Source organism: Clostridium intestinale DSM 6191, from assembly GCF_900130055.1.
Taxonomy (GTDB): Bacteria; Bacillota; Clostridia; order Clostridiales; family Clostridiaceae; genus Clostridium_T; species Clostridium_T intestinale.
This window is the reverse complement of record NZ_FQXU01000007.1, coordinates 116,314-135,511: the sequence shown is the minus strand read 5'-3', so window position 1 is coordinate 135,511 and position 19,198 is coordinate 116,314. Positions and strand designations below refer to the sequence as shown.

The window sequence follows — 19,198 nt, the reverse complement described above, 5'->3', positions numbered from 1 at the left end:
AGAAAGCAAGAAAGCAAGAAAGCAAGAAAGCAAGAAAGCAAGAAAGCAAGAAAGCAAGAAAGCAAGAAAGCAAGAAAGCAAGAAAGCAAGAAAGCGAGAAAGCGAGAAAAATGAGAGCATACTAGACTTAAAAAAATCTAGTATGCTCTCATTTTTTATCTTTCATTAATACCTTTATATAATTTTTCGGTAACTATACTTTCGTATGCTGGTCTTATTATTTTATCTGTATTTATAAGTTCTTCAAGACGATGAGCGCTCCAACCAACAATTCTTGCCATTGCAAAAATTGGAGTATAAAGCTCTAAAGGAATGTCCAACATACTATAAACAAAGCCGCTATAAAAATCTACATTAGCACTTACTCCTTTATAGATATTACGCTCTTCTGCTATTACTTCAGGAGCAAGTCTTTCTATAATTGAATATAATTTAAAATCAGTATCTCTAGATTTTTCTATTGCAAGTTTCTCTACAAAACCTTTGAAAACAGTTGCTCTTGGATCTGAGATTGTATATACAGCGTGTCCCATTCCATATATTAAACCTCTTTTATCAAATACTTCTTTATTAAGCATCTTTTTAAGATAAGCTCTTATTTGATCTTCATCATTTATATTGTTAACATTTGATTTGATGTCCTCCATCATTTCTACAACCTTAATGTTTGCTCCACCATGTTTACCTCCTTTTAAAGAGGATAAAGCTGCTGAGATAACTGAATAAGTATCTGAACCTGATGATGAAACCACTCTTGTTGTAAAAGTAGAGTTATTACCGCCACCATGTTCCATATGAAGCATTAAGGCTGTATCAAGTACACTTGCTTCAAGGGCTGTATATTTTGTGTCAGGTCTTAACATTCTTAATATATTTTCAGCTGTTGAAAGATTTTCATCTGGTCTATGAATATAAAAACTTTCTTTAGCCTCATAGTGGTTATAGGCATTATATCCATAAACTGCAAGCATAGGAAATATACTTATAAGCATTAGGCATTGCTTCAAAACATTGTCTAATGATAGATCAGAAACATTTTCATCATAGGATGAAAGTGTTAAAATACTTTTAGTTAAGGAATTCATGATATCATTACTTGGTGCTTTCATAATTACATCTCGTACAAAATTTTTAGGAAGCTCTCTTGTGATATTTAATACGCTTTTAAACTTAGTAAGCTCACTTTCAGTAGGAAGTTTAGAAAATAAAAGTAAATATGTAGTCTCTTCAAAACCGTAACGCTTGTCATTAACAAAACCCTTAATTAAATCTATGATATTATAACCCCTATAAAGAAGTTCACCTTCGCAAGGAATGCTTTTTCCATTAACTTCTTCATGAGACTTAATTGAAGATATACTTGTAATTCCAGTAACTACGCCTTTTCCATTTTGATCTCTAAGCCCTCTTTTTACCCCATATTTTTCATATAAGCTTATATCAATAAGACTAGTTTCACTACATATTTTGCTGTATTTATTTGTATACTGGTCAAGAGTTTCTCTTTCTATTTCTTTCATAATATTTTGCCCCCATTAATATTTAATTTGATGACTTAATTTTTCATATGAATATATATAACTGTTAATGATTTTCTGTTATTTAATATATTCATAGAATTATTAATGAATAGATTTACTTAAACAAAATATATTACAAAAACAATAATATATCAATCTTTTTTATATTATTTTACTATTAGAGTTGTAGATTATAATATCATAGGGGTATTTTTATTTAAAGTGGTAAATATAATAATGAATTTATTATTTATAAAAAATAGGGGGGCTATAATGAATAAAGAAAAATTAAAAAACGAAATAGAAAAAAATGATGTGATTTTTAGATATAATAATAAGTATTATTCTATATGTTATTTTGGAGATAAATACAGTGTATATGAAACAGATGTTGAACATAGTGAACAAAGGTTTAACTCTTTTGAAGAAATGACAGAAAATTTTAATATAGAGGGAAAAGCATTTAAGGATGTAATAGGGGAGATTATTCTGGTATAATATACTAAATATTAATAAACTATGTTTTAAGAGGTGTTGTATGAACTTAGTAGAAAAAACTTTAAAGAAAAGTACCGTTTATGAAGGTGATTTTCTAATATATGAAAAGATACAAGTAGAATTACCAGATGGAAATACAGCTAATAGAGATGTAATAAGACATCCAGGAGCAGTTGCGGTAATAGCTATTACTGAGGATAATAAGGTGTTGTTTGTTGAGCAATATAGGAAGGCATTAGACAAAATTACATTGGAAATACCAGCAGGAAAGATAGACAAGGGGGAATCTCCAGAAAAAAGTGTTGTTAGAGAATTGGAAGAAGAAACTGGATTTAAATCTGATAATATAAAATTTTTAGGGAAAATAGTTACGGCCCCTGGATTTTGTGATGAGTATATACATATTTATTTAGCGAAAGACCTAAAAATAGGAATTAAGGAAGGAGATGAAGATGAATTTATAAATGTTAAAAAGTTTTCAATGGAAGAAATTAAGAAGATGATATTGAATGGAGAAATATATGATAGTAAAACATTATCAGCTCTATTATATGTTTTAATTTAGAAAACTGCCTTGAGATAGTATTTATCTACTATTTCAAGGCAGTTTATTTTTTTATTTTTTTAATAAGAATAATTATATTCCTTATATCATAAAGATAATTATGGTAACAAGGAGGTATATAAGAATGAAGTTTAAAAGTTTGTTTGAGGAAAGTATGAGAAAAAATAAAGGGGCCTACTTAATGACATTTCTCTTCTTTTCAATAGGAATAGTTTTGGGAGCATATACCATAAAGTACATGGGAGATTTTAATAGATCAGAGTTAAGTAATTATTTTACTAGTTTTTCAACAAATTTAGGGAATGAAAATATAAATCATAGTGACATATTGTTTTCATCAATAAAAAACAATGCGATTCTTTTTATAGCAATAATTTTATTAGGAATCTTTATTTTTGGTTTTCCTTTTATATTATTAATAGATTTATGGAAAGGATATTCTATAGGTTTTACTTTTTCTTTTTTACTTACAACATATGAATACAAAGGTATTGGACTAGCCTTAGCCGCAATAATTCCTCAAAACATTTTCATTATACCCTGCTTAATACTTTTAAGTACTATATGTTTTAGTATGTCATTTGATAAATTTAAAAGTAAATTTACAAAAAATAAAAAAATATCTATAGATATAGCGGAGTTTGGGAATATATTGATAATATTTTCCATATTATTGGGTATAGGAATTTTTATAGAAGCCTTTATAAGTCCGAGTATAATAAGATTTATTATTACTACAATCTATCTTTAACAGTTCTTTGAATGGTTTTATTAAGTAATTTTATGGGAGAGAAAAATGAAGGAGATACTAAAAAGTTATGAGGAATATTTATATGATAGCTCAAAAAGTAAAAATACAGTATTAGCCTATGTTACAGATATAACATTATATAGTAAATTTTTATTAAATACGAAAAAAATTGAAATTCTAGAATCTGATAAAGACTGTATCAGTGAATACATTAAGTATTTAATTAGTCAAGGAAAAAGCGAAAGAAGTGTCAACAGGATAATTATTTCTATTAGAAATTTTTATGGATTTTTAAAGAAAAAAGCACTTATTAAAGAAGTACCAGAAATAACCTACAAAACTTCAAATTTATCTAAAAAAATACCGGAGATATTGACAGTAGATGAAATTGATAGGATAATCAATATTGTAGACAAAGATAGTCTTAAAGGAGTAAGGGACAAGGCTTTACTTGAGATTATGTATGCTACTGGTATGAAGGTAAGTGAATTAACGGCATTAAAAATCCAAGATATTAATACAGAGATGTCCTTTGTTGCATGTAAAGATAATAAAAGAACAGATAGATTGATTCCTATAGGAAGTTCGGCAGTTAGAGCTTTAAACGAATACTTATCAGAAAGAGATAGGGTTGGATACCTTACATCTCCGTATTTATTTATTAATTTAAATGGAAATAAGTTAACAAGGCAAGGAGTTTGGAGAATAGTAAAATCTTATTGTGAAAGAGCAGGAATTAGGAAAAGTGTTAATCTTAATACTTTCAGGCATTCTTTTGCAGTTCATTTATTGGAAAATGGAGCAAATGTTAGAGCGGTTCAAAAGTTATTAGGGAATCAAGTTTTAACATATATGGATACTTACTATGAAATAATAAACTCTGATAGATTAAATGTAATCTATAAGAGATCTCATCCAAGAGCTTAATTAGGGACCTTAATTGTGTCCCTTTAAAAGAAAATAATGTGTGAGCGATTACACAAATTTAAAAATATACTTAAACAATTATCCAAAAGGATAAAAAAGATGGATAGTGGAAAACTTAAAGCGGAGGTATATAAAATGAGAATGGTAGATATTATTCAGAAGAAAAAACAAGGTGAAGCTTTAACAGCATTAGAAATTGATTTTGCTGTTCAAGGTTATACTAAAGGTGAAATTCCAGATTATCAAATGTCAGCATTTTTAATGGCAGTATATTTTAAGGGTATGAATAAAGAAGAAATATCCAATATGACCTTATCTTTTGTTAATTCAGGAGATCAAGTGGATTTATCAGCTATTGAAGGAATAAAAGTAGATAAGCATTCAACAGGTGGTGTTGGAGATAAAATTAGCTTAATAGTTATACCACTAGTAGCTTCATTAGGTATACCTGTAGCTAAGATGTCAGGAAGAGGATTAGGGCATACAGGCGGGACTATAGATAAATTAGAATCTATAGAAGGATTTAAGACAGAGTTAACTAGTGAAGAGTTTATAAACAATGTAAACAAGTATAAAATGGCAATAGTAGGTCAGTCAGGAAATTTAACTCCAGCAGATAAAAAGATATATGCATTGAGAGACGTTACAGCAACAGTAGACAGTATACCACTTATTGCAAGTTCAATAATGAGTAAAAAAATAGCTTCTGGAGCTGATGCTATTGTTTTGGATGTAAAAGTTGGAGATGGAGCTTTTATGAAGACAGTAGATGATGCTAGAGAATTAGCTAGAACTATGGTAGACATAGGTAAGATGCTAAATAGAAAAACCGTTGCTATAATTACAGATATGAATAATCCTTTAGGCCATGAAGTTGGTAATGCTAATGAAATTAGAGAAGCTATAGAAGTTTTAAAGGGGCATGGATCAGAGGATGAAACTACTGTAGCCTTAACCATTGCATCTCACATGGCTGTATTAGGTGGAGCATTTAATGAATTTGAGGAAGCTTATAAAAACTTAGAAAGTATAATAAGGTCAGGAAAAGCTATAGAAAAGCTAAAGGAGTTTGTTAAGATTCAAGGTGGGAACTCTGAAGTTGTTGAAAATGTGGATTTACTTCCAAAAGCTAAATATCATATAGAAGTTAAAGCAAAAGAAGATGGATATGTTTCTCATATAGAAGCAGAAAAGATAGGTATTGCTGCTATGCTACTTGGAGCTGGAAGAAAAACTAAAGAAGATAGTATAGATTTTGCAGCTGGAATCACCTTAAACAAAAAGGTTGGAGATAAGGTAAAAGTAGGTGAAGCTATATGTACTCTCCACACTAATTTGGAGGTTTGCGAAGATGCAAAAAAAGTAGCTGAAGAGGCATTCTACATTAGTGATAAATGCAATACTATACAATATATCCATGATATAGTAATGTAGATAATGATGTGATTTTTGGATGAATATTACATACAAAAATAAGATGTTAAAGAGTCTTATTTTTGTATGTTTTTTTTTATTTTGGTAAAGATATTTCTGAAAGGAGGAGTACAAATGATGAAATTTGATAAAAAACTTATAGCAAAAATATTATTAATTACAAGTATATTTTCACTAGGAAGCACAAGCTTAAGAGTTAAAGCGGAAGACGCGGGCACTAATGGAGGAATAGAGGTTGAAGCAAAAAGTGCGTTACTTATGGAGGCTAAAAGTGGCACAATAGTTTATGAAAAAAATTCCCATGAGAAATTTGCACCTGCATCAGTTACGAAAATAATGACTATGCTTTTAGCTATGGAGGCTGTTGATTCAGGAAAAATAAAAATTGATGATAAAATAACCGCATCAGAAAATGCAAAAAAAATGGGCGGAAGCACCATGCTATTAGATATAGGAGAGATAAGAACTGTAGAAGAGATATTAAAAGGGATAGCGATTGCCTCAGGTAATGATGCAGCTGTAGCTATGGGAGAATATCTTGCAGGAACACAAGAAGCTTTTGTTGAATTAATGAACAAAAGAGCACAAGAACTTGGAATGAAGGATACTACCTTCAAAAACTGTACTGGTTTGCCAGCAGAAGGTCATTTATCCTCAGCATATGATATATCAATAATGTCTAGAGAACTATTAAAACACCCAACTATACTAAAATATACAGGCACTTATATGGAGACTATATCAGAAGGAAGAAAAGCACCAATTGAATTAGTTAATCATAATAAGTTAGTAAGATTCTTTAAGGGCTGTGATGGACTAAAAACTGGATATACTGAGGAAGCTAAATATTGTATATCTGCTACAGCAACTAGAGAAGGTGTAAGAATGTTAAGTGTAATTATGGGAGCACCTACATATAAAATAAGAAATAGAGATGCATCATTATTATTAAATTTTGGTTTCTCTAAATTTGAAGGTAAAAAGATTCTAGATAAGGATGCAGATGTAGTTAAAGTACCGCTTAATAAGAGCGAAGATAAATTCTTTATTGCAAAAGCTAAAGAAGAAGTGGTATTAGTATTCCCTAGAGGTTCAGGAGATAGCGTTGAACAAAAGATTTCTTTAGATGAAAGTAGAAGATCATACACAAAAGGTGAAAAAATAGGGGTATGTGAATACTACTTAGGAGAACAAAAAATAGCAGAAGTTGAGCTATATGCAGATAGAGATGTTAAAAAAGGTGGATTTATAGATAATCTAAAATACAACTTCAGGAACCTTTTTAAAGGTGGAGTTTAAATATATAATTATTAATGAGAAGGATCAGAATAATATAAATACAGATGAGTAGGATTAGAATAATATAAATACTAATGAGAAGGATTATAAAAATATAAATACAGATGAGCGTGACTTTTTTCTTGAACTAAGTTACGCTCATTGATATTATTATAAATGTGCTATAAAATGCAGGAGAGTAATTATTATGGATATTATGAAGATAAAAATAGAAAACTTTGAAGGACCATTTGATTTATTATTACATCTAATAAGAAAAAATAAAATGGACATATATAATATTAGAATTTTTGAAATTACTAATCAATATCTAGAACATTTAAAAACAATGAAGGAATTAGACTTAGAGATAACTTCAGAGTTTATTGTAATGGCTTCCACTTTACTAGAGATTAAATCTAAAACCTTACTTCCTAAAATAAAAAATGAAGAAGAGGATGAAAATCCTGAACTTTCCCTTGTGGAAAAGCTTATAAGATACAGAAAGTTTAAGGGTGCAGCTGAATTTTTAAAAGAAAAAAGTTTATATAATGGGGTTGTCTTTTCGAAGAAACCTGAAATAATTGAAGAACCCAAAACTGATAAAAATAATGAAGACATATTTAAAAATATTACTATGTTAGATCTATATAACATATATAATAACCTTATTGAACAGATGAAAAATAAGATGAACGAATCTAATGTAAGTAATATGAGCAAAACTATTGAAATGGATAGATATAGAGTTGAGGATAAGATAGTGTACATAAAAGAATTGTTAGGTAATAAAAAAGTGTACAAGTTCAACGATATAATAAGTGAATGTGAAAGCAAAATAGAAACTATAGTTACATTTTTAGCTTTATTAGAACTTATTAAAGACAAGCAAGTAAAAGTATTACAAGAAAATAGTTTAGAAGAAATTTATGTTGAAAGGATTGAAGTAGATGAGTAAATTAGATATTAATCAATATGAATTTACTGAAGTTTCTAAAAAAGAATCGTTAAAATCTATAATTGAAAGCTTGTTATTTGTAGCTGGAGAACCATTAAAAATAAAAGACATTGGGGTTATTTTAGAATGCTCTGAAGAAGAGTGTTTAGATTTAATTAAAGAAATGGAAAAAGAACTTGAAAATGATAAATCAAGAGGGATTAAGTTAATCTCCATTGAAGGTGGATATCAATTTGTTACTAAGTCACATAATAGTGATTATATACAGAAATTACTTAAGAAAAATGTGAGACAATCTCTATCGCAAGCTTCTTTAGAAAGTTTAGCTATAATAGCGTATAGACAACCTATCACAAGAGTAGATATTGATGATATAAGAGGAGTAAAAAGTGATTCAGCTCTTCATAGATTATTAGAAAGAAACCTTATAAAAGAAATAGGGAGGTTAGAGGTTCCAGGAAGACCGATACTTTTTGGAACTACAGAAGAGTTTTTAAGGGCTTTTGGTTTAGAAACCCTAAAAGAGCTACCTTCTCTTGACTTATTTAATACAGAAGAACAAAAAGAAGAACCAGAGTTTGAAGAATAATCTTTAAACTCTGGTTTTTAGTTATTCTACATTAACATTAACTTTAGTATGACCATCTTCCTCAGAGTCTTTAGATAACTTGTTTTTAATCATTTCTATGACTTGAGGGATAGTATCAACAATTCTATCATAAGTATTATTTGCATCAACAGGTAATAATCTAACAGAATTATCACGCATTACTAAAAAAGCTACAGGTTTTACTGACACACCAGCACCAGAACCACCACCAAAAGGATAACGTTGATCTTTCTCACTGGCTATTTTTTCAGTTCCAAATTCACTTCCACCAGATGCAAATCCCACACTAACCTTAGATATAGGTATTATGCAGCTACCGTCTTTTGTTTCAATAGCATCACCTATTACAGTGTTAACATCAATCATTTCTTTTAAATTTTCCATGGTACATTTCATTAAATTTTCTATAGGATGATTATCATTGTTCATATGCCTCCCTTAAAGGGGACACCTCCTTTTTTATGCATTTTAATAAATTAATAGCAATAATGATTAGTTTTACAAAATTTATATAAATTATTCCTTTAAATTGAAATTCAATGTTAAATTCATTTTTAAATAAAGGATTTACTTGTATATTAAATTTCTTAATTTTAAAAAACCATAATAATAAATGATGAAGTGAACTTGATAATATATTTAAATATCCATTTAAAATTGCGGTGTAATAAGCATCAGAGGTATCGTAAAGAAGTTTATACTTGTAAGATAATCTAGGCTTAAATTTAGAATGTTTTATTATATGCAAAAATTTTTTCCAATTAAAAATAAAATTATAGTTTTTCTTTTTCTTTGGAGACTTTTTTTTCTTATCAGATTTTTTTATTTTTATCTCTTTATTATATAAATAAATTTTAATTATCTTATTATTAACATAAAGTGAAAATTTTATAGGAAAAGGGATAAAAATAAGAATAACAAGAACAAGAACAAATATTATATACAAGTAAATCACCTCATTAACTATATCTTTAAGTTTATCCATAAGTGTTAAAATTAAACATTTATTAATTGAATTAAATTTAAATAATAATACACACTATAAAATGAGGTGATTTTATGGCAAAAAAAATATCATTGTTGTTTATTTGTTTTTTATTTATGATAACAACTGCAACACAAGCAAAAACAAAAAAAATATCAATTGACGCAAAGGCAGCTGTAGCTATAGACGGTAAAAGTGGCGTAATATTATATGAAAAAAATGCCCATGAAATAGTACCTATGGCTAGTACAACTAAAATTGTTACTTCATTAGTAGCCTTAAATAGAGGAAATGTAGATGAAAAATTTAAAATAAGTAAAAGCTCTGCAACCATTAATGGCTCTACTGTAGGTTATAGAGAAGGCGAAGAAATAGCTTTAAGAGAACTTTTATATGGACTTATGTATAAGTCAGGCAATGATGCTGCTATTGCAATAGCAGAAGGAATAGGGGGAACTAAAGAAAATTTTTATAAACAGATGAATGAATGTTCAAGAAATATAGGACTAATTAATAGTTCTTTTAACTCTCCTCATGGTTTAGATACAGAAAATCATTATTCTACAGCCTATGATTTAGCCATTGCTACTAAAAAAGCTATGGAAAATGATATTTTTAGAGAAATAGTAGGAACAAGAGAAATATCTAGAGGTAAATATAACTTCTCAAGAGACTACAACAATATAAATAAAATGCTTTTTCAAGTTCCTGAAGCTAATGGAGTTAAAACAGGATATACAGGTGGAGCAGGTAAATGTTTAGTATCTTCATTTAGGTATCAAGACAGAGATATAATTACTGTTGTTTTAAACTGCCCAGAAAGATGGAGAGAAAGTACTAAATTATTTGAATATGTAAAAGAAAATTATTCCGATTATTCGATTAATGTTCATGATTATTTTAAGGATAAAAATAGCAAGTTTCTTGATTTAGTTAAGGATGACAAGATTAGTATTATGGCCCCTAAAGATGGAATAGAATCCGAAATGGTTCTTATAACTCCAACTAAAAAAATAATGAAAGATGACTATCTAGGATATATAAGTATAAAATCAAAAGTTGGAGATGAAATATATAAAAAAAATATATATTCTGAAGTATCGATGAAAAATAAAGAGTTTTTGGAGTTAATGAATTAATTAAGTTTGCAGGTAATAAAAAGTTACCTGCACTTTTAATAAGTTAATTGAAAGGAAATAATTTATGTTTGAACTAGAATATGAACTTTCAAAAAAAGATTATATAGAGTATGACCTCTTTAGTTTAATGGCATCAAGTACAATGAAGAAATTACTGTTTATACAAAGATATATAATATCACTAATTTTTTTAGTTGCGCCATTTGTAGGAAGAAAGATAAGTACAATATCTTTTGAGATATGGTTTATTGTATTTATAATTATATATTTGGTTTGGGTTATTTTTTATCCAAAATTTTTTGAAGCCATGCTTAAAATAAGATTAGAAAGAATGATTAATAGAGGAAAACAGGAGTATTTATTTGGGAATCATAAAATATTAATACGTCCTGAAGGAGTATTTGAAAATAATAAAACTGGGGTATATGAAAGTCACTGGACAGCAATAAAAAAGATAGTTGAAACAAAAGAAAAGATATATATTTATAGAGAGGCTATAGGGGTAATCATTATACCTAAAAGATTCTTCTTTAGTTTAAATTATAAAGAGGAGTTTATTAAATTGGTTGAAAAGTACAGTGAATTAGAAAGAATAAGTATTGAATATTAATAAAAATCTTCATGAAATATACTCATGGAGATTTTTATTTTGAATCTAAAAAGGGAGATTGAGAAAATTTTATCCAAAATAAACGAAAATAATGAAAATTATTTTTAAAAACTATTTACAAGAAAGAATGCGTGTGGTAAATTAAAAATGTAGTATTAAAACGATATCATAAATTTTGTTGAAGGGAGAGAATAAATGAAAAACTATGATTTAGTTATTGTAGGTGGTGGAATTTCTGGTTCAGTTGCAGCTATAGCCGCAGCTAGAATGGGAGAAAAAGTACTTATAATTGAAGGAACAGGGTTTTTAGGAGGAGCATTAACTTCTTGTGGAGTAGGACCAATGATGACTTTTCATGCTGGGGAAAAACAAGTTATTAAAGGAATTACTGATGAGCTAATTGAAAGAATGAAGAAAGCAGGAAAATCACAGGGACATATAATTGATTCTACAACTTACACTTATACTGTAACACCTTTTGACTCGGAGGGTATGAAATATGAGTTAGAATGTATGTTATTAGAAAGTGGAGGAGAAGTTCTATATCACACTATGCTCACAGATGTAAACGTATATGAAAAAAAGGTTGAGAGTATAGAAGTATGTAATAAGTCAGGTAAAAGTTTACTTAGTGCTAAAGTATTCATAGATGCAACTGGTGATGGAGACCTTGCATATTTGTCTGGAGTTCCTTGTAAAAAAGGAAGAGAAAGTGATGGAGCTGCTCAACCTATGACATTAAAGATGAAGATGAGAAATGTTAATATGGAGGAAATTAAGGAATATATAAAAAATAATCCTGATAATTTTACTAGAATTCATAGAGATGTTTCGTTGATGGACAAGGTATCAAGGTTATCAGTAATAGGATTTGTAAAAGAATTCGAAGAAGGTAAAAAAAATAAAGAGATATCTATTAAAAGAGAAGATGTACTTTTCTTTGAAACAAATAACCTAGGTGAAGTAATAATAAATACAACTAGGATTTTAGGTTGTGATGGAACAGATGCTTGGAGTTTAACTAAGGCCGAAATAGAAGGAAGAAAACAATGTAGGGAATTAGAATTATTCTTGAAAAAGAGAATTAAAGGTTTTGAAAATGCAGTGGTTGTTTCAACAGGACCATCAATTGGAGTAAGAGGATCAAGACAAATACAAGGTATATATACAATAACAGCAGAAGACTTACTAGAACAAAAGAAGTTTCAAGATGTTATAGCTCACTCTGGTTATCCAATTGATATTCATAGTCCAGATGGAGAAGGAACATCTCATGGGCATCTAAAGTGGGGAGAATATTACGGAATACCATACAGAAGCTTAGTAAGTGAGAAGATAGACAATTTAATTGTTGTTGGAAGATGTATATCAGCGACTTTTGAAGCTCAAGCTGCAATAAGGACAACCCCGACAGTTGGAGCAATAGGACATGCTGGAGGTATAGCAGCAGCTTTGGCAAGTAAAAATAATAAAGCAGTTAAAGATATAGATATTAATGAACTTCAAGAAAATTTATTAAATCAAGGGGCATATTTAGATATATAAAATTAATTATCTTAGGGAGGAATTATAAAATGGGTTCAATTCAAACAATTCAGGCTATCGGAATTTTAGCGGTATTTATAATATCAGTTATTCTTATGATGACAAAGAAGGTGCCAACAATATTAGCTTTACCTATAATGGGAGTTGTCTTTGCTTTAATTGCAGGGGTTCCATTTATGTCAAGTAATGCAGAGACTTATACAATTGCTAAAAATGTTTTAGAGGCTGGAGCTATGAAGATGTCAACAGCAATAGCTGGATTAATTTTTGGTGCTTGGTTTGGACAGATACTTAGCAAGGTAGGCGTGACTAAATCAATTATAAAAAAAGCAGCTGAACTTGCTGGAGATAAACCACTTGGAATAGCTATTACATTTTTTGTAGCAGCATCAGTAATATTCTCAGCATCTTCAGGTTTAGGTATGGTTATATTAGTCGGAACAATCATAATACCAATAATGCTTACAGCAGGGTTAAGTCCACTAGTAAGTGCTATGGTACTATTATTAGCAAATGCAGTAGGGGTAACCTTTAACGTTTCAAACTGGGGTGTTTACACAGATGTAGTGAAACTTCCAGTTAATACAGTTGCGGCATATACTTTAATACCAGCGATTCCACTAATAGTAGTATCTCTTGCAATGATTGTATTTTATACAAAAAAGGGTGGAAGAAGCAAAAGAGCTTGGGCTATGCCAATAAAAAATGAAGTAATAAATAATGACAACAAAAATGTTAGAGCAATAGCTATGATAAGCCCAATTATACCAGTAGTATTAGTGTTTGCATTTAAGTTAACTATAGTTCCATCTATCTTTATAGGAGCAGCAATAGCAATATTACTTGCAACACCTAAAAGACCTATACATGTATTATCAAGTGCACTTATAGACGGAATTCAAGATGTTGCAGGTGCATTGGGACTTATGATAGGGATAGGAATATTATTAAATTCTGTTATGGCACCACAAGTTGCTACAATAATAGAACCATTAATAAAAGCAATAATACCTACAAGTCCAATAGCTTATATACTTATATTCACTGTACTAGCGCCTTTAGCAATATATAGAGGACCACTAAATGTTTGGGGACTAGGAAGCGGTATAGCAGCTCTTATGATTTCAGCAGGAATGAATCCTATAGCTGCAATGTTAGCATTACGTATAGATAGTAATCTACAAGCAGTATGTGACCCTACAAACTCACACAATGTTTGGGCAGCGGACTTTACTAAAACAGATATAAATGAAATTTTAAAGAAAACAATAGTATGGATTTTAGTATCAGTATTAATTTCAATGATAATAGCAAGTTTTGTAGTATTTAAATAAATAAAAGAATGGGATACTTTTAGTCTCCCATTCCTATTCATAATAGGAGGTATAGATATGGGAAAAAAAGTTAGAATAGGTATAGATGTTGGAGGAACTTTTACAGATGCAGTTGTTATAGATAATGAAAGCTATGAAATTATAGCTAAGCAAAAGATCCCAACAACTCATGCTAGCAGTGAAGGAGTTGCTGGAGGAATAGTTAGAATAATAGATAAGGTATTAAGTGATAATAATATATCTCCTGATGATGTTATGTTTATAGCACATGGAACAACTCAAGCAACTAATGCATTACTTGAAGGTGATGTAGCTAAAATAGGAATCATTGGAATGGGAACAGGAATAGACGCAGGTAGTGCTAAAAATGAGACTAAAACCTCTGATATACAATTAGCACCAGGAAAGTTTTTGAAAACCTATCATAATTTCTGTGATTCTAAAACCTTAAATGAAACAAATATTAATAGTACAATTGATGGGCTAATAAAAGAAGGTGCAGAGGTTATAGTTGCCTCAGAAGCCTATAGTGTTGATGATCCATCAAATGAACTTAAAGTAATAGATATAGCTAATTCAAAAAATATATATGCAACTGGTGGACATGAAATTTCACAATTATATGGACTGAAAATTAGAACAAGAACAGCAGTAGTTAATGCAAGTTTAATACCTAAGATGATGGAAACTGCTAATATGACAGAAAAGGCTGTTAAGGATGCTAAGATAAAATCACAGCTTATGATAATGCGTTGTGATGGTGGAGTAATGAGTGTTGAGGAAGTTAGAAAAAGACCAATACTTACAATGTTATCAGGACTTGCTGCTGGAGTTGCAGGTGCACTTATGTATGAAAAAATATCTGATGGGATATTTTTTGAAGTTGGTGGAACCAGTGTAGATATATCAGTAATTAAAAATGGAAAAGTAATGATAAAAAATGCTCAAGTAGGAGGACATAAAACCTACCTTCAATCTCTAGATGTAAGAACATTAGGAGTTGCTGGAGGAAGTATGATAAAGGTTGAGGATAAGAAAATAACTGATGTTGGTCCTAGAAGTGCTCATATTGCAGGTAAGGATTATGAATCTTTTGCAGCAGAAGATAAGATTAATAACCCTAAAATAAAATTTATAAGTCCAAGAGATGATGATCCTAAAAGCTATGTAATTATAGAATGTGAGGATGGGAAAGAGTATTCACTAACTTTAGCTGGAGCTTCAAATATATTAGGCTACATTCCAGAAGATGACTATGCTAGAGGAAATGTAGATAGTGCAAAAAAAGCATGGCAAGTGCTTGCAGACTACCTTAATATATCTGTTGAAGAGGCAGCTAGGCAGGCTATGGACATAGCTATTAAAAAGGTTATGGAAATAGTAAATGAAATGATAGATGAATATGATTTAGATAGAAAGTTTATTACTTTAGTTGGAGGAGGCGGAAGTGGAGCAGTATTAGTTCCAGCTCTTGCAGACAAAGAAGATTTTAAATGGAAAATAGCAAAAAATGCACCATACATATCAACAATAGGGGTTGCACTTGCTATGGTTCGTGAGCAAATAGAGAAATCTGTATTAAATCCAAATGAAGAAGATATAAAGAGAATAAGAGAAGAAATTATAGAGAAGATAGTAAAGTCAGGAGCAAATGAAGCTACAGTTGACGTTACAATAGAAATAGATAGCCAGAAAAATATATTAAGAGCTATAGCTACAGGTTCTACAGAATTAAGATCTAAAGATCTTACTCAAAGTGAAGTATCTGAAGATAAGATGCAAGAGATAGTATCAGAGGCCTTAAGTGTAGAAAAATCAACGGTTCAAGGTATAGCTAAAACTGGAAGATGGAGTTTATTCAAATCTGTACAGCAAAAGAAAATGTTTTTTGGGCTATTTAAGAAAAACTTAAATAATCTTTGCGTGGTGGATCGTGAAGGAATAGTGCGTCTAAAGAAAGAAAACGCAAATAACTTAATTTTTAGAAAAAATCAACTAAGCAGCGTTTTTGATGAGTTTTTAGATGACAACACCATATACTCAGATGCAAATGCAACAATTCCTAAAGTATTTTTATTTTACAAAGAAAAGATGCTTGATTTAACAGGAATGCAAACCAAAGAACAGCTTTTATCAATAATAGAAGTAGAAACACAATATCTTCAAGAGGATAATGAGATTATTGCATTAGTTTATCAATAAAAAAGCAGGGAGTAATTGATATGGAGAAAATTCTTGATATTTTAGATAGGTTGGATGATGAAGTTTTAGCTTATGGAGAGCTAAAAAATGATCTGGTATTTCATAAAATTCCTAAAGATAAAGTAAGCTACTATATAACTGAATCTTTAAGACTAGGTGAAGAAAAGGGAAAACAGTATAAAACCTCAAATTTGATTAAATTATGTAATGAAAATGAGATTAAAGTTGAGTTTGTAAAAAAATCAGGAAAATTTTATAGTGTACAGTTTAGGGCAGAAATAAACTTCTCAAAAAAAGAGAACATTATTAAAATATATGAAGATTCACTTATAGATCTTATGAATACCTATAATAAGATGGTTGAGGAAAAAGATAAACTCACTTATGAAGAGGTAATAAACATTCATCTAGCTCATGAATTTTATCACTATTTAGAACATAGAGATAAAAAATACACAAATTATATATTGGAACCTATCTGTACATTTCAATTACTAAGCTTTAAAAAAGAAGCTTCTGTTTTAAAGTGTTCAGAAATAGCTGCACACAAGTTTTGCAAAGAGGTATTAGGATTAAAATATCTTCCTAATATTTATGATTATGTATATTTAATTGAAACAGGAGAAATAAGTTTAACTAATTTCAATGAGATGATAACTTCTTGGAAAAAAGAATTAATAAGTTAATAGGGTGAAGGGAATCTATATATTAACTCGGTAAATCTTAGTGTTTTATAATCTCAAAGCTTTATATTAAGGCTTTGAGAATTTTTTTGAGGTGATTTATGATAGAAAAAATAGAAAATGAGTATCTTAGTATAGAAATTAAAACTTTTGGAGCGGAGCTTACAAGTGTAAAGAGCATTAAAGATAAGTGTGAGGTTTTGTGGCAAGGAGATGAGAAGTATTGGAAAGGCCAGTCACCTATATTATTTCCTATTGTAGGAAAGCTGCCAGAAGATAAATATACACATATGGGAAAAGTATATGAAATGATGGGACATGGTTTTGGATGTAAAAGTGAGTTTGAAGTGGTTTATAAAAGTTCAGATTCAATAGCTTTTAGATTATGCAGTAATGAGGAAACAAGAAAAAGTTACCCCTTTGAATTTGAGCTAAATATTAAATATACCCTTTTAGAATCTTCACTTAAAACAGAATTTGAGGTTATAAATAGGGATAATAAGGCCATGTTTTTTTCAATAGGAGCTCATCCAGCATTTAAATGTCCACTTTTAGATAATGAATCCATGGAGGACTATTATTTAGAATTTGAAGTGAATGAAAATGTTAAACGCCTACTATTAGGGGAGAGACTTCTTACTGGAGAGAAAGTAGATTTTTTTGATAATGAAAAAATTCTAAATCTTAATCATGCCTTGTTTTACAAAGGAGCCATAATATTAGAGAATCTAAAATCAGAATATATAATATTAAAAAACAGAAAAAACTCTAAAGAAATAAAATGTAGTTTTAAAGGATTTCCTTATGTAGGAATATGGTCAGCAATTAATGATGCTCCATTTGTGTGTATAGAACCTTGGCATGGAATAAATTCAACCTATGGTGATGAATATGATATAACAAAAAAAGAGGGAATAATAAAGCTAGAGGAAGATAAAAAGTTTAAAACTCAATATATAATTGAAGTTAATTAGCTATATATTTACATGAATATATAATAATCTATGTAAAATTTTGTTTTGATGGTATAATAAAGGTTATCGAGATAAATTTTATGTGGATTATTTTTATTTAAATGATTCATTTTGTTTGAAAGTGAAAGAAGGAGGACTTAATGAATACCAGTATTCCCGTTGTAATAACTAAGATTATATCAAAGCAGAAGAATTTTACCTTTAGTGAAAATGAAATAGCGAATTTTGTTATTAATAATCCCGAAGTAGTTGTTAATAACACAATAACATATATGGCTAATGAAACTGGGACATCAGAAACCAGTATTAATAGATTTTGTAAAAAGATTGGATTTAAAGGCTTTAATGATTTTAAGATAGCTTTAGCTCAAGATAATTTTTATAGAAACATGAGAGAAAAAGATAAAAGCAAAAAAAATGATAATATTATAGATTCTATTTCATCAGATTATAATGAACTTATATTAAATACAGCTTCTTTAATTAACGAAAAGGATTTAATAAAGGCAGTTGAATTAATAAAAGGTGCTAGAAGGATATATATATTTGGAGTATTTAGCTCTTGGCTTGCTGCTTTGGAATTAAAACAGAAGCTTAATATGATAGGTATAAGTGCTGAAGCCTATAATGATGGACCTAATATGAAATTAAGTAGCATTAATGCAAAAGAAAATGATTTGTTTATAACAATATCTAGATCTATTTCAGTTAGAGATATAATTGAATCCTTAAATATAATAGAAGAAAGAAATGCTAAACTAGTTACAATTACAAGTTATGATTATCAGAAATCAAATGCTATTGCAGATGTAAAGATAGTTACTGCTGACAGGCTTTCAATTAAACACAGCTCAGTAATTTCTGAACATATTCCTTTTTTATTAGCTATTGATTTGATTTTTGAAATGCTTATTGAATCAAATAAAAATTATTTAAAGATAAAACAAAATAGTGATGCTTTATTTGAAAGCGAACAAGTTAGTAATAGTTATTTTTATGATTTGTAATGCTAAAAGACCTCCAAGAGAAATTTTGGAGGTCTTTTTTTAAGAAGATAAGAAGATAAGAAGATAAGAATATAAGAATATATAGTAAAAATGCGGGTTCCAAGGATTAATAGGAAAATTTTAAAAATTCTTGAACCAAAAGCATGATCCTTAAGTCTAATTTATGAGAGGAGGGATT

General features: G+C 29.3%; 19 protein-coding genes. 16 read left to right on the top strand and 3 right to left on the bottom strand.

The window, feature by feature from the left end; genetic code table 11:
* Nucleotides 1-155: 155 nt before the first annotated feature.
* Nucleotides 156-1,520 (bottom strand): citrate/2-methylcitrate synthase, encoded by a 1,365-nt coding sequence (locus BUA92_RS11575; RefSeq protein ID WP_073019701.1) that lies wholly within the window; start codon nt 1,518-1,520, stop codon nt 156-158.
* 273 nt (nt 1,521-1,793) lie between these two features.
* On the opposite strand from BUA92_RS11575, the gene BUA92_RS11570 reads away from it, so the two are divergent.
* The 8 genes from BUA92_RS11570 to scpB all read left to right on the top strand — a co-directional run bounded on the left by BUA92_RS11570 (nt 1,794) and on the right by scpB (nt 8,520).
* Nucleotides 1,794-2,018, top strand: a complete 225-nt coding sequence (locus BUA92_RS11570; RefSeq protein WP_073019700.1) for a hypothetical protein — start codon at nt 1,794-1,796, stop codon at nt 2,016-2,018.
* A 40-nt stretch (nt 2,019-2,058) separates the two neighbouring features.
* Complete coding sequence (locus BUA92_RS11565) at nt 2,059-2,583, top strand: NUDIX hydrolase (protein ID WP_073019698.1); 525 nt, start codon at nt 2,059-2,061, stop codon at nt 2,581-2,583.
* A 124-nt stretch (nt 2,584-2,707) separates the two neighbouring features.
* Nucleotides 2,708-3,334: a stage II sporulation protein M gene (gene spoIIM / locus BUA92_RS11560; protein WP_073019696.1), complete on the top strand. Its 627-nt coding sequence runs from the start codon at nt 2,708-2,710 to the stop codon at nt 3,332-3,334.
* Between the two features lie 45 nt (nt 3,335-3,379).
* Entirely contained in the window at nt 3,380-4,261 is an 882-nt protein-coding gene (locus BUA92_RS11555) for a tyrosine-type recombinase/integrase (protein ID WP_073019694.1), read from the top strand.
* Nucleotides 4,262-4,396: 135 nt separating this feature from the next.
* The gene (locus tag BUA92_RS11550; RefSeq protein ID WP_073020058.1) at nt 4,397-5,695 is read left to right on the top strand and encodes a pyrimidine-nucleoside phosphorylase; all 1,299 of its coding nucleotides are present in this window, start codon (nt 4,397-4,399) and stop codon (nt 5,693-5,695) included.
* 114 nt (nt 5,696-5,809) lie between these two features.
* Nucleotides 5,810-6,994: a D-alanyl-D-alanine carboxypeptidase family protein gene (locus BUA92_RS11545; RefSeq protein WP_073019691.1), complete on the top strand. Its 1,185-nt coding sequence runs from the start codon at nt 5,810-5,812 to the stop codon at nt 6,992-6,994.
* A gap of 187 nt (nt 6,995-7,181) precedes the next feature.
* Nucleotides 7,182-7,931: a segregation/condensation protein A gene (locus tag BUA92_RS11540; RefSeq protein ID WP_073019689.1), complete on the top strand. Its 750-nt coding sequence runs from the start codon at nt 7,182-7,184 to the stop codon at nt 7,929-7,931.
* Nucleotides 7,924-8,520: an SMC-Scp complex subunit ScpB gene (scpB, locus tag BUA92_RS11535; RefSeq protein ID WP_073019687.1), complete on the top strand. Its 597-nt coding sequence runs from the start codon at nt 7,924-7,926 to the stop codon at nt 8,518-8,520. The genes BUA92_RS11540 and scpB overlap by 8 nt, the downstream gene beginning before the upstream one ends.
* Nucleotides 8,521-8,541: 21 nt before the next feature.
* Here the strand turns inward: scpB and ytfJ are convergent, their stop codons facing one another.
* Nucleotides 8,542-8,970, bottom strand: coding sequence for a GerW family sporulation protein (gene ytfJ / locus BUA92_RS11530; RefSeq protein ID WP_073019684.1), 429 nt, complete (start codon nt 8,968-8,970; stop codon nt 8,542-8,544).
* Nucleotides 8,960-9,526, bottom strand: coding sequence for a DUF2953 domain-containing protein (locus BUA92_RS23870; protein WP_083553498.1), 567 nt, complete (start codon nt 9,524-9,526; stop codon nt 8,960-8,962). Before BUA92_RS23870 ends, ytfJ begins: the two co-directional genes overlap by 11 nt.
* A gap of 74 nt (nt 9,527-9,600) precedes the next feature.
* Here BUA92_RS23870 and BUA92_RS11520 point away from each other — a divergent pair, with 74 nt between their 5' ends.
* The 8 genes from BUA92_RS11520 (at nt 9,601) to BUA92_RS11485 (ending at nt 19,020) form a co-directional block, all read left to right on the top strand.
* A complete protein-coding gene (locus BUA92_RS11520; protein ID WP_073019680.1) occupies nt 9,601-10,665 on the top strand; it encodes a D-alanyl-D-alanine carboxypeptidase family protein in 1,065 nt (354 codons plus the stop codon).
* A gap of 64 nt (nt 10,666-10,729) precedes the next feature.
* Nucleotides 10,730-11,275, top strand: coding sequence for a YcxB family protein (locus tag BUA92_RS11515; protein WP_073019678.1), 546 nt, complete (start codon nt 10,730-10,732; stop codon nt 11,273-11,275).
* 195 nt (nt 11,276-11,470) lie between these two features.
* A complete protein-coding gene (locus tag BUA92_RS11510; protein WP_073019677.1) occupies nt 11,471-12,820 on the top strand; it encodes an FAD-dependent oxidoreductase in 1,350 nt (449 codons plus the stop codon).
* Between the two features lie 29 nt (nt 12,821-12,849).
* A complete protein-coding gene (locus tag BUA92_RS11505; RefSeq protein ID WP_073019676.1) occupies nt 12,850-14,154 on the top strand; it encodes a Na+/H+ antiporter NhaC family protein in 1,305 nt (434 codons plus the stop codon).
* 57 nt (nt 14,155-14,211) lie between these two features.
* Nucleotides 14,212-16,356: a hydantoinase/oxoprolinase family protein gene (locus BUA92_RS11500; RefSeq protein WP_073019675.1), complete on the top strand. Its 2,145-nt coding sequence runs from the start codon at nt 14,212-14,214 to the stop codon at nt 16,354-16,356.
* 20 nt (nt 16,357-16,376) lie between these two features.
* Complete coding sequence (locus BUA92_RS11495; protein ID WP_073019674.1) at nt 16,377-17,042, top strand: hypothetical protein; 666 nt, start codon at nt 16,377-16,379, stop codon at nt 17,040-17,042.
* A gap of 98 nt (nt 17,043-17,140) precedes the next feature.
* The gene (locus BUA92_RS11490; protein ID WP_073019673.1) at nt 17,141-18,013 is read left to right on the top strand and encodes an aldose 1-epimerase family protein; all 873 of its coding nucleotides are present in this window, start codon (nt 17,141-17,143) and stop codon (nt 18,011-18,013) included.
* A 140-nt stretch (nt 18,014-18,153) separates the two neighbouring features.
* The gene (locus BUA92_RS11485) at nt 18,154-19,020 is read left to right on the top strand and encodes a MurR/RpiR family transcriptional regulator (protein WP_073019672.1); all 867 of its coding nucleotides are present in this window, start codon (nt 18,154-18,156) and stop codon (nt 19,018-19,020) included.
* Nucleotides 19,021-19,198: the final 178 nt, after the last annotated feature.

What these genes read in the sequence shown, in the direction of transcription:
- BUA92_RS11545 (WP_073019691.1), top strand. Translation starts at nt 5,810, where the DNA reads ATGATGAAATTTGATAAAAAACTTATAGCAAAAATATTATTAATTACA.
- BUA92_RS11515 (WP_073019678.1), top strand. Translation starts at nt 10,730, where the DNA reads ATGTTTGAACTAGAATATGAACTTTCAAAAAAAGATTATATAGAGTAT.
- BUA92_RS11520 (WP_073019680.1), top strand. Translation starts at nt 9,601, where the DNA reads ATGGCAAAAAAAATATCATTGTTGTTTATTTGTTTTTTATTTATGATA.
- BUA92_RS11495 (WP_073019674.1), top strand. Translation starts at nt 16,377, where the DNA reads ATGGAGAAAATTCTTGATATTTTAGATAGGTTGGATGATGAAGTTTTA.
- BUA92_RS11490 (WP_073019673.1), top strand. Translation starts at nt 17,141, where the DNA reads ATGATAGAAAAAATAGAAAATGAGTATCTTAGTATAGAAATTAAAACT.
- BUA92_RS11540 (WP_073019689.1), top strand. Translation starts at nt 7,182, where the DNA reads ATGGATATTATGAAGATAAAAATAGAAAACTTTGAAGGACCATTTGAT.
- scpB (WP_073019687.1), top strand. Translation starts at nt 7,924, where the DNA reads ATGAGTAAATTAGATATTAATCAATATGAATTTACTGAAGTTTCTAAA.
- BUA92_RS11575 (WP_073019701.1), bottom strand. Translation starts at nt 1,520, where the DNA reads ATGAAAGAAATAGAAAGAGAAACTCTTGACCAGTATACAAATAAATAC.
- BUA92_RS11550 (WP_073020058.1), top strand. Translation starts at nt 4,397, where the DNA reads ATGAGAATGGTAGATATTATTCAGAAGAAAAAACAAGGTGAAGCTTTA.
- ytfJ (WP_073019684.1), bottom strand. Translation starts at nt 8,970, where the DNA reads ATGAACAATGATAATCATCCTATAGAAAATTTAATGAAATGTACCATG.
- BUA92_RS23870 (WP_083553498.1), bottom strand. Translation starts at nt 9,526, where the DNA reads ATGGATAAACTTAAAGATATAGTTAATGAGGTGATTTACTTGTATATA.
- BUA92_RS11565 (WP_073019698.1), top strand. Translation starts at nt 2,059, where the DNA reads ATGAACTTAGTAGAAAAAACTTTAAAGAAAAGTACCGTTTATGAAGGT.
- BUA92_RS11510 (WP_073019677.1), top strand. Translation starts at nt 11,471, where the DNA reads ATGAAAAACTATGATTTAGTTATTGTAGGTGGTGGAATTTCTGGTTCA.
- BUA92_RS11500 (WP_073019675.1), top strand. Translation starts at nt 14,212, where the DNA reads ATGGGAAAAAAAGTTAGAATAGGTATAGATGTTGGAGGAACTTTTACA.
- BUA92_RS11555 (WP_073019694.1), top strand. Translation starts at nt 3,380, where the DNA reads ATGAAGGAGATACTAAAAAGTTATGAGGAATATTTATATGATAGCTCA.
- BUA92_RS11505 (WP_073019676.1), top strand. Translation starts at nt 12,850, where the DNA reads ATGGGTTCAATTCAAACAATTCAGGCTATCGGAATTTTAGCGGTATTT.
- BUA92_RS11570 (WP_073019700.1), top strand. Translation starts at nt 1,794, where the DNA reads ATGAATAAAGAAAAATTAAAAAACGAAATAGAAAAAAATGATGTGATT.
- spoIIM (WP_073019696.1), top strand. Translation starts at nt 2,708, where the DNA reads ATGAAGTTTAAAAGTTTGTTTGAGGAAAGTATGAGAAAAAATAAAGGG.
- BUA92_RS11485 (WP_073019672.1), top strand. Translation starts at nt 18,154, where the DNA reads ATGAATACCAGTATTCCCGTTGTAATAACTAAGATTATATCAAAGCAG.